Origin of the sequence: Brevundimonas albigilva (assembly GCF_023573565.1) — a bacterium.
GTDB lineage: Bacteria > Pseudomonadota > Alphaproteobacteria > Caulobacterales > Caulobacteraceae > Brevundimonas > Brevundimonas albigilva.
Map to the genome: position 1 here is coordinate 176,738 of NZ_CP097649.1, position 26,296 is coordinate 203,033.

Annotated in this window: 23 protein-coding genes; 17 read left to right on the forward strand and 6 right to left on the reverse strand. The window is 69.1% G+C overall.

Features of this window, described 5'->3' with window-relative positions:
• Positions 1-27: 27 nt before the first annotated feature.
• The 3 genes from ahcY (at position 28) to M8231_RS00990 (ending at position 3,245) form a co-directional block, all read left to right on the forward strand.
• On the forward strand, positions 28-1,419 hold the full coding sequence (gene ahcY, locus M8231_RS00980) for an adenosylhomocysteinase (protein WP_249751583.1): 1,392 nt from the start codon (positions 28-30) through the stop codon (positions 1,417-1,419).
• A 24-nt stretch (positions 1,420-1,443) separates the two neighbouring features.
• On the forward strand, positions 1,444-2,664 hold the full coding sequence (locus tag M8231_RS00985) for a BaiN/RdsA family NAD(P)/FAD-dependent oxidoreductase (RefSeq protein WP_431307119.1): 1,221 nt from the start codon (positions 1,444-1,446) through the stop codon (positions 2,662-2,664).
• A gap of 242 nt (positions 2,665-2,906) precedes the next feature.
• Positions 2,907-3,245: a TFIIB-type zinc ribbon-containing protein gene (locus M8231_RS00990; protein WP_249751582.1), complete on the forward strand. Its 339-nt coding sequence runs from the start codon at positions 2,907-2,909 to the stop codon at positions 3,243-3,245.
• Positions 3,246-3,252: 7 nt separating this feature from the next.
• On the opposite strand, the gene M8231_RS00995 is transcribed toward M8231_RS00990, so the two are convergent.
• Positions 3,253-4,971 carry a hypothetical protein gene (locus M8231_RS00995; protein WP_250202057.1) on the reverse strand — a complete coding sequence of 573 codons (1,719 nt, stop codon included), beginning with the start codon at positions 4,969-4,971 and terminating at the stop codon, positions 3,253-3,255.
• A gap of 200 nt (positions 4,972-5,171) precedes the next feature.
• Between M8231_RS00995 and chvI the strand changes: the two genes are divergently transcribed.
• The 5 genes from chvI to M8231_RS01020 all read left to right on the forward strand — a co-directional run bounded on the left by chvI (position 5,172) and on the right by M8231_RS01020 (position 8,698).
• Positions 5,172-5,876: a two-component response regulator ChvI gene (gene chvI, locus M8231_RS01000; RefSeq protein WP_249751580.1), complete on the forward strand. Its 705-nt coding sequence runs from the start codon at positions 5,172-5,174 to the stop codon at positions 5,874-5,876.
• Positions 5,845-7,476 carry a two-component sensor histidine kinase ChvG gene (gene chvG / locus M8231_RS01005; protein ID WP_250202058.1) on the forward strand — a complete coding sequence of 544 codons (1,632 nt, stop codon included), beginning with the start codon at positions 5,845-5,847 and terminating at the stop codon, positions 7,474-7,476. The genes chvI and chvG overlap by 32 nt, the downstream gene beginning before the upstream one ends.
• On the forward strand, positions 7,473-7,901 hold the full coding sequence (locus M8231_RS01010; RefSeq protein WP_250202059.1) for an HPr kinase/phosphorylase: 429 nt from the start codon (positions 7,473-7,475) through the stop codon (positions 7,899-7,901). Before chvG ends, M8231_RS01010 begins: the two co-directional genes overlap by 4 nt.
• A gap of 123 nt (positions 7,902-8,024) precedes the next feature.
• Entirely contained in the window at positions 8,025-8,429 is a 405-nt protein-coding gene (locus tag M8231_RS01015; RefSeq protein ID WP_249751579.1) for a PTS sugar transporter subunit IIA, read from the forward strand.
• Positions 8,426-8,698, forward strand: a complete 273-nt coding sequence (locus M8231_RS01020) for an HPr family phosphocarrier protein (protein ID WP_249751578.1) — start codon at positions 8,426-8,428, stop codon at positions 8,696-8,698. The genes M8231_RS01015 and M8231_RS01020 overlap by 4 nt, the downstream gene beginning before the upstream one ends.
• A gap of 28 nt (positions 8,699-8,726) precedes the next feature.
• Here M8231_RS01020 and M8231_RS01025 read toward each other — a convergent pair whose 3' ends face one another.
• Positions 8,727-9,215, reverse strand: coding sequence for a hypothetical protein (locus M8231_RS01025; protein WP_249751577.1), 489 nt, complete (start codon positions 9,213-9,215; stop codon positions 8,727-8,729).
• Between the two features lie 50 nt (positions 9,216-9,265).
• Positions 9,266-11,752, reverse strand: a complete 2,487-nt coding sequence (locus M8231_RS01030) for a glycosyltransferase family 2 protein (RefSeq protein ID WP_250202060.1) — start codon at positions 11,750-11,752, stop codon at positions 9,266-9,268.
• 239 nt (positions 11,753-11,991) lie between these two features.
• Here M8231_RS01030 and M8231_RS01035 point away from each other — a divergent pair, with 239 nt between their 5' ends.
• The 4 genes from M8231_RS01035 to M8231_RS01050 all read left to right on the forward strand — a co-directional run bounded on the left by M8231_RS01035 (position 11,992) and on the right by M8231_RS01050 (position 16,661).
• A complete protein-coding gene (locus tag M8231_RS01035) occupies positions 11,992-13,779 on the forward strand; it encodes a tetratricopeptide repeat protein (RefSeq protein WP_250202061.1) in 1,788 nt (595 codons plus the stop codon).
• The gene (locus M8231_RS01040; protein ID WP_250202062.1) at positions 13,776-14,906 is read left to right on the forward strand and encodes a glycosyltransferase family 4 protein; all 1,131 of its coding nucleotides are present in this window, start codon (positions 13,776-13,778) and stop codon (positions 14,904-14,906) included. Before M8231_RS01035 ends, M8231_RS01040 begins: the two co-directional genes overlap by 4 nt.
• Complete coding sequence (locus tag M8231_RS01045; RefSeq protein WP_250202063.1) at positions 14,907-15,560, forward strand: hypothetical protein; 654 nt, start codon at positions 14,907-14,909, stop codon at positions 15,558-15,560. It abuts the gene before it with no gap.
• Positions 15,561-15,662: 102 nt separating this feature from the next.
• Entirely contained in the window at positions 15,663-16,661 is a 999-nt protein-coding gene (locus tag M8231_RS01050) for a class I SAM-dependent methyltransferase (protein WP_250202064.1), read from the forward strand.
• A gap of 10 nt (positions 16,662-16,671) precedes the next feature.
• Here the strand turns inward: M8231_RS01050 and M8231_RS01055 are convergent, their stop codons facing one another.
• Positions 16,672-18,834: a sugar phosphate nucleotidyltransferase gene (locus tag M8231_RS01055; RefSeq protein WP_250202065.1), complete on the reverse strand. Its 2,163-nt coding sequence runs from the start codon at positions 18,832-18,834 to the stop codon at positions 16,672-16,674.
• Between the two features lie 95 nt (positions 18,835-18,929).
• Here M8231_RS01055 and M8231_RS01060 point away from each other — a divergent pair, with 95 nt between their 5' ends.
• From M8231_RS01060 to M8231_RS01080, 5 genes are all read left to right on the forward strand, one after another.
• Positions 18,930-19,745 carry a sulfotransferase family protein gene (locus M8231_RS01060; RefSeq protein ID WP_250202066.1) on the forward strand — a complete coding sequence of 272 codons (816 nt, stop codon included), beginning with the start codon at positions 18,930-18,932 and terminating at the stop codon, positions 19,743-19,745.
• 55 nt (positions 19,746-19,800) lie between these two features.
• Positions 19,801-20,730 (forward strand): acetylglutamate kinase, encoded by a 930-nt coding sequence (argB, locus tag M8231_RS01065; RefSeq protein WP_250202067.1) that lies wholly within the window; start codon positions 19,801-19,803, stop codon positions 20,728-20,730.
• A 14-nt stretch (positions 20,731-20,744) separates the two neighbouring features.
• Positions 20,745-21,386: a pyrimidine 5'-nucleotidase gene (locus tag M8231_RS01070; protein WP_250202068.1), complete on the forward strand. Its 642-nt coding sequence runs from the start codon at positions 20,745-20,747 to the stop codon at positions 21,384-21,386.
• Positions 21,383-22,255 carry a 2,3,4,5-tetrahydropyridine-2,6-dicarboxylate N-succinyltransferase gene (gene dapD, locus M8231_RS01075; protein ID WP_250202069.1) on the forward strand — a complete coding sequence of 291 codons (873 nt, stop codon included), beginning with the start codon at positions 21,383-21,385 and terminating at the stop codon, positions 22,253-22,255. Before M8231_RS01070 ends, dapD begins: the two co-directional genes overlap by 4 nt.
• Positions 22,256-22,330: 75 nt before the next feature.
• Positions 22,331-23,848: a tryptophan halogenase family protein gene (locus tag M8231_RS01080; protein WP_348521882.1), complete on the forward strand. Its 1,518-nt coding sequence runs from the start codon at positions 22,331-22,333 to the stop codon at positions 23,846-23,848.
• Here the strand turns inward: M8231_RS01080 and M8231_RS01085 are convergent.
• The gene (locus M8231_RS01085) at positions 23,824-25,674 is read right to left on the reverse strand and encodes a glycoside hydrolase family 9 protein (RefSeq protein WP_250202070.1); all 1,851 of its coding nucleotides are present in this window, start codon (positions 25,672-25,674) and stop codon (positions 23,824-23,826) included. The genes M8231_RS01080 and M8231_RS01085 overlap by 25 nt on opposite strands.
• Complete coding sequence (locus M8231_RS01090) at positions 25,671-26,255, reverse strand: hypothetical protein (RefSeq protein WP_249751567.1); 585 nt, start codon at positions 26,253-26,255, stop codon at positions 25,671-25,673. The genes M8231_RS01085 and M8231_RS01090 overlap by 4 nt, the downstream gene beginning before the upstream one ends.
• Between the last annotated feature and the right edge of the window lie 41 nt (positions 26,256-26,296).

The window sequence follows — 26,296 nt, forward strand, 5'->3', positions numbered from 1 at the left end:
GAAGCTCGAACGGCCGGGAGTCCAGCCATGACCGACTACATCATCCGCGACATTGGCCTGGCCGACTGGGGCAAGAAGGAAATCGCGATCGCCGAGACCGAGATGCCGGGCCTGATGGCCCTGCGCGACGAGTTCGGCGCCGAACAGCCCCTGAAGGGCGCCCGCATCGCCGGCAGCCTGCACATGACCATCCAGACGGCGGTGCTGATCCAGACGCTGGAAGCCCTGGGCGCCGAAGTGCGCTGGGCCTCGTGCAACATCTTCTCGACCCAGGACCACGCCGCCGCCGCCATCGCCGCCGCCGGCACGCCGGTGTTCGCGATCAAGGGCGAGACGCTGGAAGAGTACTGGGACTACGCCCACAAGATCTTCGAATGGGCCGACGGCGGCTATCCGAACCTGATCCTGGACGACGGCGGCGACGCCACCCTGCTGTGCGTGCTGGGTCCCAAGGCCGAGAAGGACGCCAGCGTCCTCGACAACCCGCAGAACGAGGAAGAAGAGGCCCTCTTCAAGGTAATGAGGCGGTATCTGAAGGAGAAGCCCGGCTTCTATTCCGCCATCCGCGACGCTATCGGCGGCGTGTCGGAAGAGACGACCACGGGCGTTCACCGCCTGTATCAGATGTCGGAACGCGGCGAGCTGCCCTTCCCCGCCATCAACGTCAACGACAGTGTCACCAAGTCCAAGTTCGACAACCTTTACGGCTGCCGTGAGAGCCTGGTCGACGCCATCCGCCGCGGCACCGACGTCATGCTGTCGGGCAAGGTCGCGGTGGTGTGCGGCTATGGCGACGTGGGCAAGGGCTCGGCCGCCTCGCTGCGCCAGGGCGGCGCCCGCGTGATCGTCACCGAGATCGACCCGATCTGCGCCCTGCAGGCGGCGATGGAAGGCTATGACGTCCAGACCCTGGACGACGTCTGCGACAAGGCCGACATCTTCGTCACGGCCACCGGCAACAAGGACGTGATCACCGTCGATCACATGCGCCGGATGCGCAACAACGCCATCGTCTGCAACATCGGCCACTTCGATTCCGAGATCCAGGTCGCCGGCCTGCGGAACTTCAAGTGGGACGAGATCAAGCCCCAGGTCGACCACGTCGAGTTCCCGGACGGCAACAAGATCATCCTGCTGTCGCAGGGCCGCCTGGTGAACCTGGGCAATGCGACGGGCCACCCGTCCTTCGTGATGTCGGCGTCCTTCACCAACCAGACGCTGGCCCAGATCGAGCTCTGGACCAACAAGTCGGCCTATGAGACCAAGGTCTACACCCTGCCCAAGCGCCTCGACGAAAAGGTCGCGGCCCTGCACCTGGGCAAGCTGGGCGCCAAGCTGACCGTGCTGAACAAGGAACAGGCCGATTACATCTCCGTGCCGGTCGAAGGGCCGTTCAAGCCCGAACACTACCGCTACTGAGGCGCGCCGTCCGGAGCCGGTCTCGTGAGCCGGGCGTCGTTCGACGTCCTGGTGGTCGGGGCCGGCGCCGCCGGCATGATGTGCGCCGTGGAGGCCGGCCGGCGCGGCCGTCGGGTGTTGGTCGTGGATCACGCGGCCCGGCCCGGCGAGAAGATCCGCATCTCCGGCGGCGGTCGGTGCAACTTCACCAACCTGGGCTGCGGACCGGCGAACTTCCTGGGCGAGAATCCCCGGTTCGCCACCTCGGCGCTGCGGCGCTTCACGCAGCACGACTTCATCAAGCGCGTCGACAGGGCCGGGATCGCCTGGCATGAGAAGACCCAGAACGGACGTTCCTTGGGCCAGCTGTTCTGCGACGGCAGCGCCAAGCAGATCGTGGCCCTTCTGACCGACGACATGGCCGAGGCGGGGGTCGATCTGCGGCTGAAGACCGGCGTGGATCGGCTGTCGCGCTCGGGCGACGGCTGGTCGGTCGGCCTATCGGACGGGTCGGAAGTCGCGGCGGCGTCGCTGGTCGTGGCCACCGGCGGCAAGTCGATCCCCAAGATGGGCGCGACCGGCTGGGCCTATGACGTCGCGCGCCGGTTCGACATCCGGGTGACGGAGACCCGGCCGGCGCTGGTCCCCCTGACCTTCGAGGCGGGGTTGCTGGAAACCCTGGCGCCGCTGGCGGGCGTGGCCGTCGACGCCCGGATCGCCTCGGCCCCGGCCGACAAGGGGCGCAAGGCCCGTTTCGACGAGGCGATGCTGTTCACCCATCGCGGCCTCAGCGGACCCGTCGTCCTGCAGATCAGTTCCTACTGGCGCGAGGGCGAGGCCATCGTCGCCGCGATGGCGCCGGAGCTGGACGTGTTCGAGACGCTCAAGGCGGCAAGAGCCGACAACGGCCGCCAGGCGGCGCACAACGCCCTGGCGCACATCGTGCCGCGTCGCCTCGCGGAATACGTCTGCGCGCGAGAGGGCGTGTCGGGCAATCTGGCCGACGCCTCGGACAAGGCGCTGCGACGGCTGGACCAGGCGATCAACGCCTGGAGCGTCAAGCCCGTGGGATCGGAAGGCTATCGCACGGCCGAGGTGACCCTGGGCGGGATCGACACCGCCGCCCTGGACCAGCAGACGATGCAGGCCCGGAGCGTCCCCGGCCTTTATTTCATCGGCGAGGCGGTCGATGTGACCGGCTGGCTGGGCGGATACAATTTTCAATGGGCCTGGTCGTCGGGCTGGGCCGCAGGGCAGGCCTGCTGATCCCTCGGCGGCCCTGTGGCGCCGCGACGCATGGCGGGCCGCGCGGCGGGCGCCTAGCTTGGAGAGGCGGGACGGGCCCCTCTGGCGCCGTTGCCGATCCGGGACCTCCTTCCCTCTCTCGGACGGGTGCGGCGCGATGTCGGACCGCTCGGGAGCGCCGCGCGCGGTTGGGCCACAGCGCCCCGCCTTCCCCCCAAGGGCCGCGCCGGCGCCCCGACCCCTTTTGATCGCAAGGACGCCCGATGCCTCTTCTGATGTGCCCCAACGACGACGCCGCCATGCAGACCCTGGAGCGCGGCGGCGTGCAGTTCGACATGTGCCCGACCTGCCGGGGCGTCTGGCTGGATCGCGGCGAGTTGGAGAAGCTGATGGCCTCGGCGACCGAGGAAGGCCGCGCCTCCGCCCCGGCGGTCCAGCCTCATGCGCCCGCGCCCGCCCATCCTCAGGCCCAGGCTCCGGCACCGCCCTGGGGCGGTCACCCGTATCAGGACGACCGGCGCTACAAGGACGACCGGTATCGCGACGACGGCTACCGCTACAAGAAGAAGAAGCGCGACAGCATCTTCGACATCTTCGACTGACCGCTCTTCAGGCGGCGACGCCGGCGGACTGCATCAGGCCTCGCAGGGCCGCCACCTGTTCGGGCGCCTGGTCCAGCGCCGCGCGCGTGGCGGGGGCGCGCAGAAGACGGCCGGCCTCGGTCCGGGCGCGATCGGCCGCCGGCCCCAGCGGCGCGGCCTCGCCCACCGCGAGCCTCAGCAGGGCGGTCAGCTTCTGAACCGGACCGACCGCGGCGCGCGCGATCTGGGCGCTGAGGCCGACGTCGGCTTCCAGGGCGCCGCCGACGGCGCCGATGGCTTCCTGGATCTGGCGTTGCTCCAACTCTCCCAGCTGGGCCGCCTGCACCGAACGCTGCAGCCGGGCCAGCACCGCCAGCTTCTGCGAGGCGCTGGCCCCGCCCGGCGTCGCCTGGCGCATCTCGGTCTCGAACCGCAGCGAGGTCACGCAGGCCGCCAGCCAGCGCGCGGCCGCCCGCTTGTTGGCGCCGCCGGTCACATTCTCGCACAACCGGGTCAGGTGCTCGGCCTCGGTCAGGACGGTGGGGCAGTCCTTGACGTAGGCGGCGACGAAGTCCGCCGTGATCAGCGACTTGGAGCGCTCCACGAAGGCGGCCTGCACCTCGTCCAGGGACAGAAGCCGCCTGGACGCCGCCGTCAGCGTCATGGCCAGGACCCGCAGAATGTCGATCTCGCCCTGCGGGTCGTTGGGGCGCAGCCGGCGAGCGCTGGACAGTTCGCGCAGCACCATCCGGGCCAGGGTCGCGGCCAACAGCGGGAACTCGCCCGCCGACAGTCGCTGGCCCAGGCGCGCGGCCGGTCCCTCGATCGGGGGCGTCATCAGCGCCATGCGCGGGTCGCGCGACAGCACGGCGTCCACCTCCTGGGGCGCCACCATGCGCACCACCGCGGCGAGACTGGCGCCCTGATCCAGCGAAGGACCCAGGATTTCCGATAGATTGGCGCGCACGGCCAGCATTTCGGCGGCGATCTGTTCGACCGCAACCACGACCAGGGCGCGCGGCGGCCCGTCCGGCGGGGAGGCCTCCATCAGGTCCATCAGCCGGTCCAGCCGTTCCCTCGCGCCCTTGCAGCCCCTGAGGCTGCCGGCGATCGCCCCGCCCATGACGAAGGCCCGGTCCGGCGCGCCGCCCAGCCGATGCGCCAGGTCGGCCACCGACCGTTCCGCCAGATCGGGAAACAGTCCCGCGCGTCCCGCCTTCAGAAGTTGGGCGATCGCCTGCTCGGACAGCTTCTGGTAGTGCCGCATCATGCCGTGCAGGTCCTGACCGGTGGCCTGGCTTTCGGGCACGGCGACCTTCTGGATGGCGTGCTGCAGTTCCACGCCCGAGGCCTCCAGCCGCTCCGCGAGGTCGGGGCGGTGCAGCAGCTCGAACGCGGTGGCGCCCTGCCGGCGCAGCCAATCCTCGAGCACCCGCCCGATCAGACCGCGCGCGTGGGGGGCGTAAAGCTCGGCCGGACTGCCGCAGGCGGGTCGCGGCGCGGTCTCCGCGACCTTCTTCTTCTTCGGCTCGGGCGCGCCGAGTTCCAGAATCGTCAGGCTGCTGAACTCCATCGTGTCCGGGTCCAGCGTCTCCTTGCAGACCCGCACCGCCGCAGCCAGGCGGTCCGCCATCTGGTCCTCGGCCGTCTCTATGGCGTGCTTGCGGTCCTCGGTGGCGATCAGCAGCGACCAGGCCGAGGGCGCGGTCTTGCGGACGTAGACTTCATAATGGATGGGGCCGGCCATGACCCCAGCCTGCGCCGCAAGGCTTTAAGGCGAGGTTTGCAGACGAAAATCGCAAGGCCCGTCCGGCTGCGGCGGCGGATGCGTTGAAAACCGCCGGCTGGCGGCCCATCTCAGATCGCCCTAATGTCAACGCGATCGAACGGTTACGCTTGTCGTGCGTTCTCGCTCGCGGGAACGGCGAAGTTCAGGAGATAAGGCCTTTGGCGAACATCACTCTGGTCGACGACGACGAGAACATCGTGGCCTCCGTTTCGCTGGCGCTGGAAAGCCACGGTCACAAGATCACCGCCTATCACGACGGCGCCTCGGGTCTTGCGGCCCTGGAGAGCTCGCCGCCGGATCTGGCCATCCTCGACGTCAAGATGCCGCGCATGGACGGGATGGAGGTGCTGCGCCGCCTGCGCCAGACCTCGCAGATTCCGGTCATCATGCTGACCTCCAAGGACGAGGAGATCGACGAGATCCTGGGGTTCAACCTCGGCGCCGACGACTACATCCACAAGCCCTTCAGCCAGCGCTTGCTGATCGAACGGGTCAAGGCGCTGCTGCGTCGGACCGGCGCCGACGGCGGCGAGGCCGAGCCCTCGGCCGACATTTCCGGCAAGGCGATCAAGCGCGGCAAGCTGACGATGGACCCGGCCCGCCACGAGAGCACCTGGGACGGCAAGCCGGTCAAGCTGACGGTGACCGAGTTCCTGCTGCTCCAGGCCCTGGCCCAACGTCCGGGTTTCGTGAAGAGCCGCGACAATCTGATGGACGCCGCCTACGACGATCAGGTCTATGTCGACGACCGCACCATCGACAGCCACGTGAAGCGGATGCGCAAGAAGTTCCGCGTGGTGGATCCCGAGTTCGACGCGATCGAGACCCTGTATGGCGTCGGCTACCGCTACCGCGAAAGCTGATCCCGCCGGGCGCGAGCCTGAGGACGACGCCGCCCCCCGCCGGTCGCGGTTCCGCTTCGGCGGATCGCGGCTGGGCGGCTTCATCCTGGCGCTGAACCTTCTCAGCCTGCTGATCCTGTTCGGCGGGGCTCTGGCCCTGAACGAATGGAACCGGGGCCTGGTCCAGGCGCGCCAGGAATCGCTCACGGTCCAGGCTGAGCTGCTGGCGAACGTGCTGGGCGAGCTGGGCATCAGCCGGGGCATCCCCAGCCCGGAACTGGACCCCTACGAGGCCTCGGCTTGGCTGCGGGACAATTTCGTGCCCCAGGGACAGCGGGTGCGGCTGTACGACATCAACGGCCTGCCGCTGATCGACAGCTATCAGGTGACCGAGAACATTCCCGGCGAACCGCTGCCGGCCGCGCGTCCCGCCGGATCCCCGCCGCCGGCCGGGATGGAAAAGCGCGCGGCCCGCCAGCAGGCCCTGACCCGCGAGTCCGACCGCCAGGTCCAGGCCGAGGTCGAGCGCGCCCTGGCCGGGGAACCCCAGGCCACCGTGCGGCGCAACGAGGAGGGGGAGCGCGTGGTGTCCGTCTCCCTGCCCATCCGCCACGTGCGTCAGGTGCTGGGCGTGCTGACGCTGGAGGCGGGCAACGTCGACGAAATCCTGGCGGCGCAACGCAGCGCCCTGGTGCCCTTCGCCCTGGTGGCGCTGGGGGTGAACCTGCTGGCGTCGCTGCTGTTGCACCTCTTCGTAGCGCGGCCGATCCTGCGACTCTCGGCGGCGGCGGACCAGGTCAAGCTGCAGCGCGCGCGCGCCATCTCCCTGCCCGACCTGGAGGAGCGGCGCGACGAGATCGGCGATCTGGCCCGCTCGCTGGAATCGATGACCGACACCCTGTCGACGCGGATGGACGCGATCGAGCGCTTCGCCGCGGACGTGTCGCACGAGATCAAGAATCCGCTGACCTCGATCCGTTCGGCGCTGGAGACCCTGCCCCTGGTCAAGACCGACGATCAGCGCGACCGGCTGACGGCCCTGCTGCAGCAGGACGTGCGGCGTCTGGACCGGCTCATCACCGACATCTCCAACGCTTCGCGCCTGGACGCCGAACTGTCGCGCGACCGGCCGCGCCCCGTCGACATGAACCGCCTGATCGCCGACATCGTCGGGGTTTACGAGACGACCGCCAAGCCCGGCGACATTCCGGTCGTTCTGGCCACGACCGAAACCACGATGCGGGTGATGGGGCGCGACGGCCCGTTGGGCCAGGTGGTGCGCAACCTGATCGACAACGCCCGGTCCTTCAGCCCGGCCGGCGGCGCGGTCGCCGTGACGCTGCAGGACGTCGAAGACGATCTGCCGGTCCGCATCCGGGTCGAGGACGACGGCCCCGGCGTGCCGCCCGACAATCTGGAGACGGTGTTCGAGCGCTTCTACACCTCCCGGCCCAAGGGCGCGGCTTTCGGCTCCAACTCCGGGCTCGGCCTGTCCATCGTGCGCCAGATCGTGGAGGCGCACGGCGGCCGCGTCTGGGCCGAGAACCGCAAGGACGAGGCGGGCCAGGTCGTCGGCGCCAGCTTCGAGGTCGCCCTGCCCGGCGTCGGACGCCGGCCATGACCGGCGAACCGCCCGTGCACGCCTCGACCGTCGCCATCCGGCGCCGGGGCGAATGGGCGGGGGTGGCGATCCTGGGGCCGTCGGGCGCGGGCAAGAGCGACCTGGCGCTGCGCCTGATCGGCCGGGGCTGGCGGCTGGTCAGCGACGACTACACGCGGATGTGGGCCTCGGACGGCGCGCTCTATGCGACGGCGCCGGAACGAATCGCGGGACGGATCGAGGCGCGCGGGGTCGGGATCGTGTCCGTCGCGACACGCCCGGTCGCCCGCGTCTTGCTGGCCGTCGCCCTTTTGCCGGAGGCGGTCGAGCGCCTGCCGGAGCCTGAGTTCCGGCGGTTCGCGGGGGTCGAGACGCCGGTCCTGGCGCTTGATCCGCGCCCGGCCTCGGCGGTCGAGATGGTCGCAGCCGCCCTCGAAAGGGTTTGAACCCGCGCGCAACGGGTCTATGACAGCCGCCTTGCGGTTCCGATCGGACGCGGCCGGGCTCCCATCCGGTCGGGGGAACGTCCGGGGACGACGCTTCGGGACGGGGATGCGAGTGAAGTCCTTATGATCGGTCTGGTCATCGTCACCCACGGGGGCCTGGCCTCTGAATTCCTTTCGGCGATGGAGCACGTGGTCGGCCCGCAGCGCGGGGTGGCCGCCATCTGCATCGGCCCGGAAGACGACATGGAGCGGCGCCGTCGCGACATCGTCGACGCCGCCGCCGCCGTCGACGACGGCGAGGGCGTGATCCTGCTGACCGACATGTTCGGCGGCACGCCGTCCAACCTGGCCATTTCGGTGATGGAGCAGACCCGCGCCGAGGTGATCGCCGGCCTGAACCTGCCCATGCTGATCAAGCTGGCCAGCGTGCGCGGGCGCGAGACGCTGGAGGCCTGCGTCGCCCACGCCCAGGACGCCGGGCGCAAATACATCTCGGTCGCCTCCTGGGTGCTCGCGGGCGAGAAATGAGCACCACGACCACGCTGAACATCTGCAACGCGCGGGGCCTGCACGCTCGCGCCTCCGCCAAGTTCGTCAAGCTGGCGTCCAGCTTCGACAGCGAGATCAAGGTTTCGCGCGACGGCGTGACGGTGGACGCCCGCTCGATCATGGGGCTGCTGATGCTGGGCGCCGGCATCGGCTGCGACATCCAGGTGTCGGCCGAAGGCTCCGACGCCGAAGAGGCGATCGCGGCCCTGTCCGACCTGGTCGCGCGAAAATTCGACGAGGACCAGTAGCGCCCCCGGCCGTCCGGCGGTCGACGGATTACTGCGCCGGCGTGTCCGGCTGGGCCTGCGGCTCGGGTTGCGGCTCGGGCGCGGGCCTGGGATTGGCCAGGGCGTGCATCACGGTCCGGGCGATCAGATCGGGCATTGCGCGGATCTTGGAACCGTTTTCGACAGCCTCCTTCCTCAGCGCCTCGGCGGTTTCGGCGTCGGTCGCCGCCTCAGCCCGCGCGTTCAGAAAGGCCTCGGCCGAGGCGGCCAGGTCGTCGGCCTGGGCGCGATAGGGCGCGATGATCGCTTCCTTGTCGCCGTCGGGCCAGGCGGCGACCAGTTCGTCCTGCATCCGCACCAGGCCGTCGCGCAGCGCGGCCGCCTTGGCCTCGATCGCCCGCTCTTCCGACGACTTCTCGGCGGCGGCGGCAGGCGGGACCTCGCTGGGCGCCGGCGAAGGTTCGGACTGGGCGTGGGCCGCGGCGGGCACGACCGCCAGCGCCAGGGCGCAACAGGCGGCGGAAAGGATGGGGCGCATGCGGGGCTCCTGATCTGGCGGACGCTTCTAGGCCGGACTCCGGCCCCGGCTCAAGCGCCCGCAGGCGGCGGGCGAAGACGAGAGAACGGCCGCAGGGTGCGGTCGAAGTGCGGATTGAAGCCGGGATCGCGTCCGAACCGCTGACCCCAGCGCGCCCACAGGATGGCGTTGGCGGCGTCGGCGCGCGCCTGGCGCTCCGGATCGGTGTTGAAGCCGCGGGTCCGGGATTCCAAGTGATAGAGGGTGGCGTAGGGATCATAGAGGACGCGCAGGCCCTCGGACTGGGCCCGCAGGCAGAGGTCGACGTCGTTGCCCTCGACCGGGAAACTGGCGGCGTCGAACCCGCCCAGGCGCCGGAAGATCTCGGCGCGCACGGCCATGCAGGCGCCGGTGACGGCGACGGCCGATCGCAGCAGGCCGTGGCGGCCCAGATAGCCGGGATCGCTTCCCGGCGCGCCGACGCCTTCGTGGGTCAGGAAGCCCTCGCGCTGTTCACGCGCGACGAACCCCGCGTGCTGGATCGCCCCGTCGCCATAGACCAGGCGGCAGCCGACCACGCCGACCTCGGGCCGCATGGCCTGGGCGGCCAGTTCATCCAGCCAGTCCGGGCTCAGGACCACGGTGTCGTTGTTCAGGAAGACCAGAACGTCCGCGTCCGTCTCGGCCGCCGCCAGATTGTTCATCAGCGCCCAGTTGAACTCTCCCTGGTGGGGCAGGACGCGGGCGTGACCGCCTGTGGCCAGGTCGGACAGATAGGCCAGGGTTCCCGGATCTCGACTCTCGTGGTCGATGATCAGCAGGTCGGCATGGACGCCGTTCGACGCGGCGTGCGCCATCACGCTGTCGACGCAGGGGCGCAGAAGGTCCAGGGCGTCTCGCGTGGGGATGATGACGGCCGCGCGGACCGGTGGCGTCGGGCGGCGCACGCGAACCGCGCCGGCGATGTCGGCGCCCAGGATGTCGGTTCGCGGCTCGGTCGCAAGGCCCAGCCGGCGCTCCACGCACCCGGCCCAGGGCGCCAGGTCGTCTGCGCGCGCGGGCGAAGACACCAGCACGCGCGGGACATGGGCGACGGCGGCGGGGGGCAGGGCCAGCAGGGCGTCGGCGCCGCACAGGGCCCCCGCCTTGGCGTCCAGACCCACCCGATCCAGGGCCGACCGGCGAAACGCCAGGGGCGCGCCGACATAGGGCGTCTGCGCCAGCAGGTCGGGATCGGGGCCGGGCTTCAGTCGCGGCCCGACCCGGCGGCGTTCGTCCGGATCGAACGCCTCCTCGCCGGGGGCCAGCACGTCCTCGTCCATATAGACCGCCTCCACCTGCGCCGATCGGGCGAAGGCGGCGCCCAGCCAGGCCAGGGCGCCGATCGCGGGCACGTCGCCGGCGCGAAGCAGCAGCACCGTCGAGGCGTCCGAGGCCTGCTCCAGCCCGGCCGAAATCCGCTCGGCCGGCGTCGGCGCGCCGCTTGGCGCAAAGCGGATCGCCGATCCGTCGCGCCAGGCCGCGCGATTGGCCAGGTCCAGCGCCAGCGGGCGACGCGCCTCGTCCCCGACCAGCACCAGGCGCCGCGCGGGACGCGATTGCTCCAGCAGGGCGCGAACGGTCTGGTCCAGTTCTCGGTCCGTCGCCGCGCCGATGTCGACGACTACGTCCATGTCCGCGTCCCTGTCGGGGCCGGCCGCCGTCGCCTCGTCGCCCGTCGCCGGCCAGGCGCGCCGATAGGCGTCATAGGCGGCGAACGGAACGGAAAGCCGAGTCTCCAGATAGGGCAGCCGCGCCTCCAGGCGTTCCAGCGCCAAGCGCGCGTGCCGGACCTCGTCAAGGGTCGCCGCCAGGAGGTCGACGCCGGGCGTCCCCGTCTCGACGCTGGCCCGACCCACGATCATCGGCGCCCCCGCGGCCCGGACCTCCAGCAGAAGCTGGGGGCGGCGCGATCGCATCGCCGGCGGTACGAGGATGTCGAAGCCGGCGCGGCCCGATCCGCCGAATTGATCCTGCACGTCACGGCGGAACCCGTCGCTTAACGCTGCGGCGCAGAAGACTCCGTCGGCCCACAGTTCGAGGGCGACCGGCGTGTCGAGCGCATCGGTCCGAACGGCCCAGCCGCGCACACGGTCGGCGTCGGCCTCCTCCAGCCTTCCGACAAGGGCGGCGACGTTGCGCAGGGCGGCGAGACGGTCGGGGGTGAAGGCCCCCGTGTCGGACAGGATGGGGCCGAGGATCTCATCCTCGGCCAGGGCCAGGTAAAGCGCCGCCCACGACCGCGCGCGGGCGCGCACGGCTTCTCTCGTCTCTTCGCCAAGGGGCAGGGCGTCGCCGGCCCATGCCGTCAGCGCGGGATCGGGCGTCGCGCCGCCCCACAGCGGCCGGCCCACGGTCAGGTCGGCGCTCGGCCCTCGACCGAACTCGGCGGAAGCGACCAGCGAATGGACGGCCGCGTACAGGGGGCGGTGAAGAAGATTGTCGATCGCCGTCTCCGATTCCGGCTCTCGATTCAGGAACAGTCTGTAGAGTTGCCGGACCGCAGAGGCGTCGACCATCTGATCCAGGGTAGGGGACGGGGGCGGCGAAACAGGCTCTGTCGCGATCATCCGGCCGGTGTAACGCGACGCTTGACCGGCGTCGACCGCCGCTTCCCTTGCGACCGCGGATGTCACTGTTCCTTCGCTTGCCTGACCCCGTCGGTTTCGGCCAAGGATGGGGCGACAAGCGCCGAGGGATGGATTAATCATCCTTCACCCTTCGTCGCTCCACCCGACGGCGATCATCCGGAGTTTTCATGAGCCGAAGCCCCAATGTCGGCCGAGCGCTGAAAAAGAGCATCACGGGCATCGCGGCGCAGTTGAATGGCCGCGAAACGCCCGCGCAACTGCGCCGCTACGCCGACCAGGCCCGTGCTCAGCACGACTGGGCCCGAGACGCTTTCTTCCGGCGCAAGATTTGCGAGATGGAGCCTGAGCGCTTGGGCGCCTGGGTGCAGTACGGCCATGCGCTCAAGGAGTCCGGTTTTCATGCGCGCGCGGCCGAGGCCTACAAGCGCGCCCTGGCCTTGAAGCCGGGCGATCCTGAGATCACCCTGCAGTTGGGACACCTGGCCAAGGTGCGCGGCGATTTCGCCGAAGCCCAACGCTGCTTCGAGGCGGCGCGGGCGGCGGGGCACTCCGATCCGGATCACATCGATTTCGAACTGAAGCTGCTGCGCAAGATCGACAACAGCCGCATCTTCTGGGGAGAAGGCGGCGAGGGCGACAAGGTTCCGTTGCGGGTCTTCCTGTCGGCGCCGGCCAAACCCGTCAACGAAACCGACCGCGCCTCCGCCTCGCAGGGGCTGGGGCGGTCCGACTATTCCTACGCCTTCGCCATGCGCGGTTTCATAGAGGCGCTGGAGGAGATGGAGATCGACTATACGGTGATCGACCGGCCAGAGAACGTCGCCGACATTCGCGCGCGGTCCGGGGCCGAAACCAACATTCATCTGGGCTTTTATCCGCCCGAGCGGATACGGGTGCTGAAGGGTGCCTACAACGTCAACTGCTTCGCTTGGGAGTTCGACCGACTGCGTCTGCCTGAGGAAGTTCAGACTCACCATGCCTTCGCCGACCAGACGACGATGCTGGATATCGCCGACGAGTTGTGGGTGCCCTCCCAGCATGGCGCCGAAGCGGTTCGTGCTGGCGTGACCAAGCCTGTGCATCGCGTGCCGGCTCCAATCCTGTCACATCTGTCGCGCCATGCCCGCTCGGGCCGGCCTAGCCCCCGCGACATCGCGCGCGCCGCACGCGACGCATCGGGGCCCACATGGCAGCCGCTGTCCATTTTGCCCCGTATTCAAGACACGATGGATTCCGCCGCGCGATCTCGGGCCGCGCCGCTGCCGTCCATTCTGTCTACGGCGGTCGATGGCGATCCCGTGGTGTTCCTCAGCATCTTCAACGTGCACGACTATCGAAAACAGATCGAGCCGCTGGTGGAAGGCTTTCTTCGTTTCGCCGAAACGGACGATCGCGCGATCCTGCTGATGAAGATGACGACTCCTTGGCGAGGGCATCCGAACCGCAATCTTATGGAGGAACAGATCGCGGACGCGGGCCGAATGTTGCGGCCCATGGTCAGCGAGCGGGTCTGGATGACCGACGACGTGCTGTCGCGGGCGGAGTTGAACCGCCTCTACGACATCTCCGCCTTCTACCTTTGCACGTCGCACGCGGAGGGCCAGAACCTGCCGCTGATCGAGGCGATGGGACGTGGAGTCGTGCCCGTCTCGGTGGGCCATACCGCCATGGAAGACTATCTATCGGAAAACGACGCGGTCATCATACCGTCGACGCCGCGCCCGTTCGGCATTCGTTTGACGCGGCGATATGGAATGTTCGGGGCTGAAACACATCACGTGGAAGCCGACGAGGTGACTGCGGCCCTGCGCCGAGCGGTGTCAATGGCAGACGCCGATTACGCCCGTCGTTCCGCCGCGGCCTTCGAGGAGGTCAGGCGACAGTTTGGGCTCCATGCCTTTGCGGAGCGTTTCAACGCCCTTGTTGATCAACTTCAAGCGGGGTCGTCCCAATGAGCAGCGATCGCGTGAAAGCGGTTCTGGAAGTCGGTCCGCTGTTCGAGAGCAACTGGACGGGCATTCCCAATGTGGTCGCCGCGCTGGCGGAACGCGCGCTGTCTGACGATCAGATCGGCTGGACCTATGCGTATGAGACGGTCCCTATGCCCCGCCAGATAGTCGAAGGCTTCCTAAGTCAGAGGTCGGGAACTGGCGGTCTCGAAACTCTGTCAGGCCGGGTTTGGCAAGCGCATCCCATATCCCGTCACGACGCCGCGCGGATGTCTGTGGTGTTCCCACACATCAAGCCCGTGCGTGGCTACTTCGGGCGGGAGGCGATGATTGTACATGATCTCAGCCCGCTGGTGACGCCCGAGTTTCACAACGCCGACAACATCAACCACTTCGCCAATCGTATTCGCGAGGACATCGCCACCTCAGATCATCTGTTCTGCGTATCTGAGGCGACCAAGGGCGACGTCGGCGCCTATTTCGGCCAGCCGGAGGAGAAGATGTCGGTCATCCGGTTGGGTGCCGAGTTCGACCCGGCTGAACTGAGCGCCGGAATGCTGCAAATCAACCAGGGAGTCACGGTCGAGCCGTATATAGCCGTGATCGGCACCTTGGAGCCGCGCAAGAACGGGGGGCTGATCTTCGACTACCTGGTCGAGAATCCCGGTTTCTCTGGTCAGTACAAGGTGGTCTTCATCGGGCGGGACGGCTGGATGAACGAACGGGATCGCCTGATGGCTCGGCTGGCCGAGGTCGGGGTCTCTTCGGATAGGATCGAATTCACCGGCTATGTGACGAACGCCGAGCGGACCGCGCTGATGCTAAACAGCGCCTTTTGCGTCTATCCCTCTTTTTTCGAGGGGTTCGGCCTGCCCGTGCTCGAGGCGGGCGCTCTGGGCAAGGTCACGGTCTGTTCCAACAGTTCGAGCATGCCGGAGGTAGCGCCCGAAACGTGCGTCTTTTTTGATCCGGGAGATATCTTCCAGTTCGCCCAGGCGATGCGGACTGCAGAGTTGCGCGCCGCGCAGTCCCGGTCGCGAGCTCAATCGATCTCAGACATTCTCGAGAGAGCTAGACCCCATGGCTGGGACCAATGCTATCGCCAGGTGGCGGCTTGGGTGAAGGAAGACTAGATGTCGTACAACGTCTACTCCCCTGTTACCGCCTTCAAATTCGATGACGGATCCAATCCCATAAGCGGCTACGCGGCAGGCAGCGGCGATGCGCCTTGCCTAGTCAAACTGCTGGCGGACGAAACTCCTGTCGCATTCGCGCGCGCCACGCGCTACGCCCCCGCCGCAGCTATGGACGGCTTCCGGGGCGGTTGGTGCGGATTCGAGATTGCGGGCGCGAAGCAGGCCTTCGCCCTTTCCGACGCTGTCACCCTCCGCTGTGGGGTTACCGGCGAGATCTTAATGACCGTGACCGCTGAACAGGCGATGACGCCCGACGCAGAAGCGGGAATGCTGACGGTGGCCGAACTACTGTCGCGAGCGCGTTCGGCCGACCTGTGTCCCAGCGTTGAACTTCTGACCGTTTTTGCGCTCAACCACTTCCGTCGGCATGGCCTACGTCGGCTTGTGGAGGCGACGTATGAAACACTGTTGTTGCGTTGGCCGGATTCGTCGGCGCGGGAACCGGATCCCTGTCTGGCCGATGAAGGGAAGCGGATTGCGACCTACATTCGTGACATCATGAAGAGCGACGAACATGTAAAGAAATGGGGTCGGGAGATTCCTGGCCCCTTCCACCCCGCATTCCGATATGATCGGTCGGGCGTCATATAGCCCGCTAGTAGGGCCGCATATTATTTGAGGGATCCAAAGTAAGGTCTTTGGAAGGCAATTTGATTGGATCTGTTTCGTCTATTTTAAAAAGGAAAACTGTTGATGGCTTCGATTGTTGTCGAAGATAGAGATCAGCTCTCTGTCACAGAGCATGAAATCGCTGAAGTTTATCGAAGCCTATTGGGGCGAGATCCTGAGTCGGAAAGGGTTGTAGCCTCTCATTTAGATAGAAAAGTTTCTCTTTCCGAATTTATCAACATAGTCCGTGTTAGCGATGAATACCGCACTCGGGTTCGCGAAAGCCACAACGCTGTGGTCATGTCGGTTCTGCGCCAATCGTATTGGTCGCTGCCGGGCGAAATCGAGCACGATGTTACATCTGAGGCCATGGGGCGACTGGTCGATCGCATTCGTGCGCAGTGGACCCTGTTGGGGGAGACCGAGCCGCATTGGTCCGTTCTGACAAATGACGAGTTCAAGTCCGAAAAATTGACGGAAGCAGCCGTCGACTCCTTCTACAGGTCTGGCGAAGATCCCGCTCGTCTCATCGACCTGTTCGAGCAACGCACCGGCGTGAGGGCGCGCCACGGCGTTTGCCTCGAACTCGGCTGCGGCGTCGGCCGCATCACCGAACATCTGGCCAGGCGTTTCGACCAGGTCATCGGCGTCGACATATCGCCGGGCAATCTGAAGCTCTGCAACGAGCGCATGGCGAGCATCGGCGCCAAGAACGTCACGACCCAGTCCGTCAGCGGCATCGAGGATTTCGCCGCCCTTCCAGACTTCGACTTCTTCTATTCCATCATCGTTCTGCAGCACAATTCGCCGCCGATCCAGAAGGCGATCCTTCGCACCCTGTTGGGCAAGGTGAGGCCCGGCGGCGGCGCGTTGTTCCAGATTCCCACCGAGATGCCCGGGTACGCCTTCGGCATGGAGCCTTATCTGGCGTCCCCATCGCCCAATATGGAGGTGCATGGGTTGCCCAAGGCCGTGGTGCTGGACGAAATTCGCCGGGCCGGCCTGAATATCGTGGACCTGATGCCCGACAATTGGATCAATGTATTCGGTTCCTACACCTTCTACGCGGTGAAGCCGGCGTAGCCGCCGCCTGTCACCTCAGGGCGGCGTCGGCCGGGGCCTGGAGGATCGGCGTGTGGTCGGCGATGTCCGAAAGAACGCCGACAAGGTGGTAGAGGCCGCGGGCGGGAGCGGCTTCGTCGATGAACCTGTCGGCGGTCAGGCGGGTGTCGCGCCAAAGACCATCCGGCGTCAGGTGACGCCAGAGAGCGGCCAGCGCCTCCTGGGCGTCCCGCTCCAGGCGGACGCGATCGCCGGGTGCGGCGTCGATCGACAGCGCCAGCGCGGCCCTCAGCCATTCCGCCTGCGCCCACAGGCGGGTGCGGCCCCCTCGGGGACGGCCCTGCTCGTCCAGCGCCTCGGTCACGGCGCGGATGCGGGTGTCCACGCCCTTCGTGGCGACGTCGTAGAGGCGCATCGTCAGGGGCTGGGTCGGCGCGCCGCGGCGCGCACGGGCGTGCCGGTCCAGGATGCGCGCGCACTCGAACAGGCGTCCGGGCGCGACGCCTCCGGGATAGGCCCGTTCTGTCGCCGCCTCCAGACGCGCGCGGGCGGGGGCGGCCAGGGTGTCGGCGACAGCGATCCACTGGGCGTCGCCGACGGCCTCCCACGCCAGGCAGGCCTCCAGCAGATGGATGTCGATGTGGACGGGATCGCTGGATCCGGGCGTCGGCGCCCGCGCCTCCAGCAGCAGCCGTTCCTGAATCTGGTCGCGGATGGAAACCGCGCAGGCCTCCAGCGCGGCGGCGTTGGGCGCCACGCCCCACGCGGCGCGCAGCGCCAGCAGGACGAAGACCTGGTCGTAGGCGGCGGCCGTGCCGTCCGCCGGCGTCCCGTCGTCGCCGAGCCGGGCGCAACACAGGCCGTCGGCGCGCAGGAAATGGGTCCGCAACCGTTCCGCGCCGTTCACCACCAGGCGACGCCACGGCCCCTGCCAGCCCAGGCGGCCGGCTTCGGCGTAGGCCCAGATCTGCTTGGCCTGGACCCGCGCGCTGCGGGCGCCCTGGACCGGGCGGCCGTCAAGGCTCAGCGCCTCGGCGAAGGCCCCGTCGTCCAAGGCGCCGACGCTGCTCCACAGCGGCAGGGCGCGCAGCCGCAGCCAGTCGGCCAGGCGCCTTGCGCCCGCGTCCAGCGTTTCCGGCGCGTCGCGGGCGAAATCCAGGTGCTGGGGCGAACTCGTCTGGATGCGGGCGACCAGACGCTTGATGTCCTGGGCCCGGTCCAGGTCGCACACCAGGACGGCGTCGTGTTCGGCGATGATGGCCAGGTCGCGCACGCCCAGGGCTGCGACCAGCATGCCGTCGGGGGCGCGCACCAGACAGCCTTCCGCGTCCTCGAAGATGTGCTGGCCGAAGTCGCCTTCGCCGGTCGCGGCGATGGCGTCCCAGGCGCCCAGGTCCGACCATTCGAAATCGACCTCCAGCACGCTGGCGTGGCGGGTCTTTTCCATCACCGCATAGTCGATGGAAATCTTGGGCGCGTCGGCGAAGGCGGGGCCCAGCACGGCGCGGTCGGCCGCCGAAGGATTGGCCACCGCCTGGCGCACGGCGATCTCCACGCCCGGCGCATTGGCCTTCAACTCGTCCAGCAAGGTGGCGGCGGTGACGATGAAGTTGCCGCTGTTCCACAGGTAGCCGGCGGCGATGTAGTCGGCCGCGGTGCGCGCGTCGGGCTTTTCGCGAAAGGCCCGCACCGGGGCCAGGCCGGGTCCTTCGGGACTGATATAGCCATAGGCCGAGGAGGGTTCGGACGGACGCACCCCCAGGGTGACGATCCGCCCGTCGCGGGCCGCCTCCGCGGCGACGACGCAGGCTTCGCGAAAGGCGTCGTGGTCGGGGATGTGGTGATCGGACGCGACGAAGATGTTGACGCCCATCGGGTCGCGGGCGTGGGTCCACAGGGCGGCGGCGGCCATGGCGGCGGCGGAATCGCGCGCCTGGGGCTCCAGCAGGATCTCCACCCGGTCCTCGACCCCGATCTCGGCCAGCTGGTCCATGATCCAGCCGCGATGGCCCACCCCGCCGACCACGATCAGCCGGCCGTCCTCTTGGGCCAGGGGGGCGACCCGAAGCGCGGTTTCCTGGAACAGCGAGCGATTCCCGGCCAGGGGAATGAACTGCTTGGGGCGCGACGGACGGGAGGCGGGCCAGAGCCGCGTTCCGGCCCCGCCGCACATGATCACGGGATAGAGCGCCATGGACACTGTCTAGCCGCAGGTTGAGCGCCATTAAAGACTGTGATTTGCACGCCTGACGGCCTATGCGCGACCGACACGCCCCAACGGAGGTTCTCATGGGTCGCAGCGCCATCGTGGTCCTGGGCATGCATCGCAGCGGCACGTCGTCCGTCGCCGGCGCGCTGTCCATGCTGGGCGCCGCGCCTCCGCGAACCCTGATGTCCCCGGCCCAGGACAATCCGCGCGGCTTCTGGGAAAGCGTCGTCCTGGCGGATTTCAACGACCGTCTTCTGGCCGCCGGCGGCTCGCGCTGGGACGATCCTCGGCCGTTCGACCTGGCGGCGGTTTCCGGCGTGGACGGCTTCGCCCAGGAGGCGGCGCATCTGCTGCGGGCGGAATTCGACGACCAGTCCCTGATCGTGATGAAGGACCCCCGCGTCTGCCGGCTGTTCCCGTTCTGGGGCGAAGTCCTGGAGGCGACCGGCCACGATGTCGCGGTGGTCAGCCCGCTGCGCGACCCGGCGGAGGTCGCCGCGTCCCTGACCCGTCGCAACGGGTTCCCGCCGCGCCAGGGGCTTGGCCTATGGTTGCGGCATGTGCTGGACGCCGAGGCGGCCAGCCGGGGGCGACCGCGGGTCTTCCTGCCCTGGTCCGATTTCCTGGCCGACTGGAGGGCGGTTGCGGACACGCTCAGGACGCGGCTGGCCCTGCGGCTGGACGCGCCGGCCAGGGATCAGCCCCACGCGGTGGATGACTTCCTGTCGCGCGACCTGCGCCATCAGGCGGCGTGCGCGCCCGGCGACGATCCGCTGGCGATCCGCGCCTGGCAAGCCCTGACGCATCTGGCGCGTCATGGCGAGGAGCCGGCGATCCATGGGGAACTGGACGCCGTGCGCGCCGAGTTCGACCGAAGGATCGCGGCGGACGTCTGACGCTTTCTCCCGGTTTCGCCGTGACAGCGCCCCGCGCGCCCGCTATGCGCGCGCCATGAACGAAACCGAACGCCAGTCCGAGGAACGCAGCTGGGAGACGGCGAAGACGCTCGCCGAGGCGCTGCCCTATATCCAGGTCTATGACCGCGAGACCGTGGTCATCAAATACGGCGGCCACGCCATGGGCGAGAGCGCGGTGGCCAAGCAGTTCGCCGCCGACGTGGTGCTGCTGAAGCTGATGGGGGTGAACCCGGTCGTGGTGCACGGCGGCGGGCCGCAGATCAGCGCCATGCTGGATAAGGCGGGGGTGAAGTCCAGCTTCGTGGACGGCCTGCGCGTCACCGACCCGGCGACGATGGAAGTGGCCGAGATGGTCCTGTCCGGCGCGGTCAACAAGGAGATCGCCCACTGGATCACCATGGCCGGCAAGGAGGCCGACGTGCGCGGCGTGGGCCTGTCGGGCAAGGACGCGGGCCTGCTGACGGTCGAGAAGACCAGGCGGACCAAGCGCGACCCCGACAGCATGATCGAGCACGAGGTGGACCTGGGCTTCGTCGGCGAACCCACCAAGGTGGACCCCAAGCTGATCGCCGGCCTGATCGCCTCCGAGACCGAGGACTGGGTGCCGGTCATCGCCCCGATCGGCGTGGCCGAGGACGGCCAGACCTACAACGTCAACGCCGACACGGTGGCGGGCGCTGTGGCCGGATCGCTGAACGCCAAGCGGATGCTGCTGCTGACCGACGTGGCGGGGGTCAAGGGCGCCGACGGCGAGATCATCCGCCAGATGACCGTGCCCGAGGCGAAGCAGCTGATCCGCGACGGCGTCGCCACCGGCGGCATGATCCCCAAGCTGGAGACCGCCATGGCCGCGGTCGAGGCCGGGGTCGAGGCCGTGGTGATCCTGGACGGCCGCCGCCCGCACGCCATGCTGGTCGAGCTGTTCACCGAATTCGGCGCCGGCACCCTGGTGAAGGCGTCTTGAACGACCTCTCGCACATGACCGCTTGGGTGTTCGATATGGACGACACCCTGTACCCGCCCGACCAGGGCCTGCTGGGCCTCGTCCAGGCGCGGATCAACGCCTATGTCGTCGAGGCCGTGGGGCTGGAGCCGCAGGAAGCCGGCGTGCTGCAGCGCCAGTTCCTGGACGAGCACGGCACGACCCTGGCCGGGCTGATGGCCAACTACACCATCGAGCCGGAGCATTTCCTGGAGATGGTGCACGACGTGCCGATGGACGGGCTGGAGCCCAATCCGCGCCTGGCCGAACAGCTGATGCGCCTGCCGGGGCGGCGGTTCGTCTTCACCAACGGCGCGCGCGACTACGCCGGTCGGGTGCTGGACCGGCTGGGGGTGGCCCACTGCTTCGAAGGCGTCTTCGCCATCGAGGACGGCGACCTGACGCCCAAGCCGGCGCCGTCGGCCTTCCGACGCATGATCGAGCGCTTCGACTTCGAGCCGCGCAGCGCCGCCTTCTTCGAGGACACGCCGCGCAATCTGGAGCCGGCCAAGGCGCTGGGCATGGCCACGGTGCTGATCGGCGACGGGCGCGGCAAGCCGCTTGGCGACCACATCGACCACCAGGCGCCCGACCTGCTCGATTTCCTTTCCGACCTGACCTTCAAGGACGCCGCATGACCGACCTGTCGCATCTGGAAACCGTCATCGAGGCCGCCTGGGACGACCGCGCCGACGTCTCGCCCGCCACGCACGGCGAGGTGCGCGACGCCGTCGAGACGGCGCTGGAACTGCTGGATTCGGGCCAGGCCCGCGTCGCCTCGCGCGGCGCCGACGGCGTGTGGACGACGCATCAGTGGCTGAAGAAGGCGGTGCTGCTGTCCTTCCGCCTTAACGAGAACCGCATCATGCGCGCGGGCGACCACGGCCCGGCCAGCCTGGGGTCCTTCTCCGGCGCGCCCGGCGTAGGGCCCTTCTGGGACAAGGTGCCCAACAAGTTCGGCGAATGGGCGGCGGCCGATTATCAGGCCGCCGGCTTCCGCTCGGTCCCCGGCGCCATCGTGCGTCAGGGCGCCTTCATCGGCCGCAACGTGGTGCTGATGCCGTCCTTCGTGAACATCGGCGCCTATGTCGACGAGGGCGCGATGGTCGACGCCTGGGCCACGGTCGGCTCCTGCGCCCAGATCGGCAAGAACGTGCACTTGTCGGGCGGCGCCGGCATCGGCGGCGTGCTGGAGCCGCTGCAGGCCAATCCGACCATCATCGAGGATGGCTGCTTCATCGGCGCCCGCGCCGAGGTGGCCGAGGGCGTGATCGTACGCGAGGGCGCGGTCCTGGCGATGGGCGTCTATCTGTCGGCCTCGACCAAGATCGTGGATCGCGCGACCGGCGAAGTCTTCCGGGGCGAGGTGCCGGCCTATTCGGTCGTGGTGCCGGGATCCCTGCCGGACGCCAACGGCGGGCCGTCGCTGTATTGCGCCGTCATCGTCAAGCGCGTGGACGCCCAGACCCGGGCCAAGACCGGGGTCAACGAACTGCTGCGCGACTGATGCTTTCCGCCCCGACTTGGCCCCGCCGCGAAGCTGGGTCATAGATCGTAAAAAGGTCGGACAAATGGGGCGGGCGTGACGGGCGGCAGGACGCGGATCGAGGACGTCGTCATCGTCGGCGGCGGGACCGCCGGCTGGATGAGCGCGGCGGCGCTGGCCGTGCTGGTCGCGCCGACCGGCGTGCGGGTGACACTTGTCGAATCCAGCGAGATCGGCACGGTGGGCGTGGGCGAATCCACCCTGCCGCACATCCGCGATTTCAACCAGAAGCTCGGCATCGACGAAGCCGACTTCATGCGGGCGACCCAGGCGACCTTCAAGCTGGCCATCCGCTTCGACGACTGGGGACGGATCGGCGACAGCTATTATCATCCCTTCGGCGACTACGGCGCGCTGGGCGGCGCGGCGCCCTTCCATCACTACTGGCTGCACGGCGGCGGCGCGGATCGGGTCGGGTCGATCGACGACTACGCCCTGCCGATCGTCGCGGCGCGGGAAGGGCGGTTCGCCCCGCCCGTCGACGACCGGCGCTCGGTCCTGTCGACGTACGACTACGCCTATCATTTCGACGCGGGTCTCTACGCCGCCTACCTGAGGCGGTTCGCCGAGGCGCGCGGGGTGACCCGCATCGACGGCCGGATCGCCTCGGTGGCCCAGGCCCCGGAAGACGGGACGATCCGGTCCGTGAGCCTGGAGGACGGGCGAGAGATCGCCGGGGACTTCTTCATCGACTGCTCCGGCTTTCGGGGCCTGCTGATCGAGCAGACGCTGAAGGCGGGCTACACCGACTGGTCGCGCTGGCTGCCTTGCGACCGCGCCGTGGCCCTGCCGTGCGCCTCCGACGCGCCGAAGCGGGCCTATACCCAGGCCGTGGCGCTGGAGGCCGGCTGGCGGTTCCGCATCCCGCTGCAGCACCGGATCGGCAACGGCTATGTCTACGCCAGCGCCTTCCTGGAGGCCGATGCGGCCGAGACGCGGCTGAGGGGGCTGCTGGAAGGCGAGGCGCTGAAGGAGGCCAACCACCTGCGCTTCCTGGCGGGACAGCGGACCCGCAACTGGGCGGCCAACTGCGTCTCGGTGGGGCTGGCCTCGGGCTTCATCGAGCCGCTGGAATCGACCAGCATCTATCTGATCCAGGCGGCGATCACCAAGCTGACCGAGCTGTGGCCCGCCCACGCCCGCGACGCGGCGGCCGCGCGCGCGTTCAACCGGCAGATGGACCTGCAGTACGAACGGATCCGCGACTTCATCATTCTGCACTACCAGGCGACCCAGCGGGACGATTCTCCGCTGTGGCGGGCCGTGCGCGAGACGCCGCCGCCCGACAGCCTGGCCGAGAGGATCGCGCTGTTCCGCCAGAAGGGCGTGGTCCAGGACTATCGCGAAGGCCTGTTCCAGCACCCGTCCTGGATCGCCGTCTTGCTGGGCCAGCACGTGACGCCGGCGCGGGCGCACCCCCTCGTGGCCGCCGAGGATCCAGTCCGCCTGAGGGCGGGGCTGCAGCGGATGCGCGACGCCATCCGCCGGGCCGCCGACAGCCTGCCGACGCAGGACGCCTACATCGCCCGCTACTGCGCGGCCGAAGCCGTCTGAGCCTCCGCAGGGACAGGGTCGGGATCGACGAAGGCCGCGACCCAGACCAGGGGCGCGTTCCAGTTGATGGCGACCTCGTTCAGCGAATAGGCGTCGATGTGGTCGGCCCAGCAGGCCAGCGGGGCGCAATGGCCCCGCATCGGCCTGGCGATCTCGTCCGACATGGCCGTGTTGTTGGGGCCGCCAGACAGGGCGCCGGCCGGCGGTTCGGGCCAGCCGGGGCCGGATCCGGCCGCCCAGAAGCGGTGGTGCGGATGACGCATCGGCCGCTCGCCCCAGCCCGAGACATAGGACTGATCCAGCGGGTTGCGGCCCAGCAGATAGTCCAGACTGTCCACGACGCCCTGGCGGAATGCGGGCTCGCCGGTGAAGTCATGAGCCAGACCCAGGATCATGGCGCGGTTCATCAGGGCGCCGTTGGATCCCCATTCGAACCGGTCGCCGCCGCGCGGCAGGGCGTAGCCCTGGGTTTCGCCCTCGGCCAGATAGGCGCGGGCCGCGGCCGTCAGAGCGTCGCGCGCGGCGCGCCGCTCGGCCTCTGGGAGCGCCGGTGCGGAGGCCAGGGCGATGGTCCCCAGCGCGCCGACCTGGCCCCAGGAGATGTCGCCGGTCGACGACGCGCCCGCGCCCGGCGCGCCCAGCCAATAGGCCGAGGCGCGCGCGTCGGCCGCATAGGCCGCCTCTCCGGTCGTGGCCCACAGCTCGGCCGCCGCCCAATAGAATTCGTCCGCGACCTGGTCGTCGCCATAGGCGCCGCTGCCGTCGAACCGGTTGTCGGCGAGCAGGCCGGGGCGGGCCTTGGCGGCGGCGTAGGCGCGCCGTGCGGCGGCCAGGCAACGATCGGCGAAGGCGGGGTCGACGTCCCGCCAAACCCGGGCGCACTGGCCGGCGACGGCGGCCAGGTTCAGCGTCGCGGCGGTGCTGGGCGGATAGAGCAAGCGCGGCTGGGGATCGTCGGCCGGCGCCATCGGCAGGGCCGTCCAGGCGCGGTCGGCGACCTTGTGATGGACCAGGCCCCCGGCGTCGATCACGCGGGGCGCGCCGTCGACCAGCACCGCTGTCCGCGCGCCGTCCGGAATCTGCATCGCCAGCAGGAACTCCAGCTCGTAGCGCGCCTCGTTCAGCAGATCGTCGACGCCGTCGCCGGCCTCGGGAATGTCCGCGGCGCCATCCGCAAAGGGCGCAAGGTTCCGCCGGCGTCCGCGCTCATAGGCGTCGACCAGGGTCCAGACGGCGATGCCGCCGTTCACCACGTACTTGCCGTGGTCGCCGGCGTCGTACCAGCCGCCGGTGACGTTCAGCCGATAGTCGCAGCCCGGCCAGTCGGCGCCCCGCTGGTCGCGTCCGGAGAAGCAGGTCACCACCTCTTCGGGATGGCCGGCGGCGCGCGCCAGGTCCGGACGTTCGACGTGCCGGGCCAGGATCGGGACCCCGGCGCGGTTCTGATAGAAGTAGGCCAGGGCGTCGCGCTTCAACGTCGCGAACGGGCGCGGCGCGACGCGGAAGGCGCGCCGGCGGCCATCGACGGCCACGCTGTAGTCGCCCGCCTGCAGGGCGTCGATCCGGACCTGGTGGACACGCTCGCCGGACGCTGCATCGGCGCCGAACGGCCGGGTCAGACCTTCGGCCCGGACCGTGCCGGCCCCGTCCGTCACCCGCCATCGCAGCGGCGCCGCGTCGTCGGCCGCGATCGTCATGCCGATGCGCCCGCCCGCCTCGTAACCCGCCTGGTTCAGGCGGATGGCGGGGCGGTCCGCCGCCTGGGCGGGCGACGCGGCGGCGATCAGGGCCGCGGCGGCGACACAGGCGGACAGGGCGGTCTTCATGGCGTGTTCCGGGGCAGTTTGGACGCGTCGTAGTCCTGGCCGAAGTTCAGCAGCAGCGCCGGCCCAAGCTCCACGGTCTGGTCGGCGCCCGCCAGATGGACCGCCAGGTTGGCCGCACCGGGCGCATAATCCTTCGTGGCGACGCCCGAGGCGTAGATCATGGTCCATGTCGATCCCACCGTCCCGGCGTCCTCGGCCAGGGCGGCGTAGGGCGGCGTGCTTTCCTGCACCCGCAGCGGCAGGCGGCTGGTCTCGGCGCCGGGCGGGGCGACGGCCAGGCGGGCCCAGACGGCCAGCAGCACGGTGTCGCCCTGTTTGACGGCGCCGGTGACGGGCATCTGCGCGGCCACGGTCCAGGGCTGGTCAGAACGCCGCGCCGCGATGCGGATCGCCCGCTCGCCCAGGACGCCCTCGGCATGCTGGGGGCGGGGCGGGCGGTTGACGCCCAGCACCTGCCAACTGGCGACGTTGGGGTTGTTGATGAGGTTCTTGAGGATGTCGTCGTCCTGCGCCCGCGGCGCGGTCGAGGGAACGATCGCAAGCAGGACGGCCGCCGCCGCCCCGAGGATTCTGTTGAGCATGTCGCCTCCCGATCGGCGTCTGCGCGCCGTCCGCGAATACT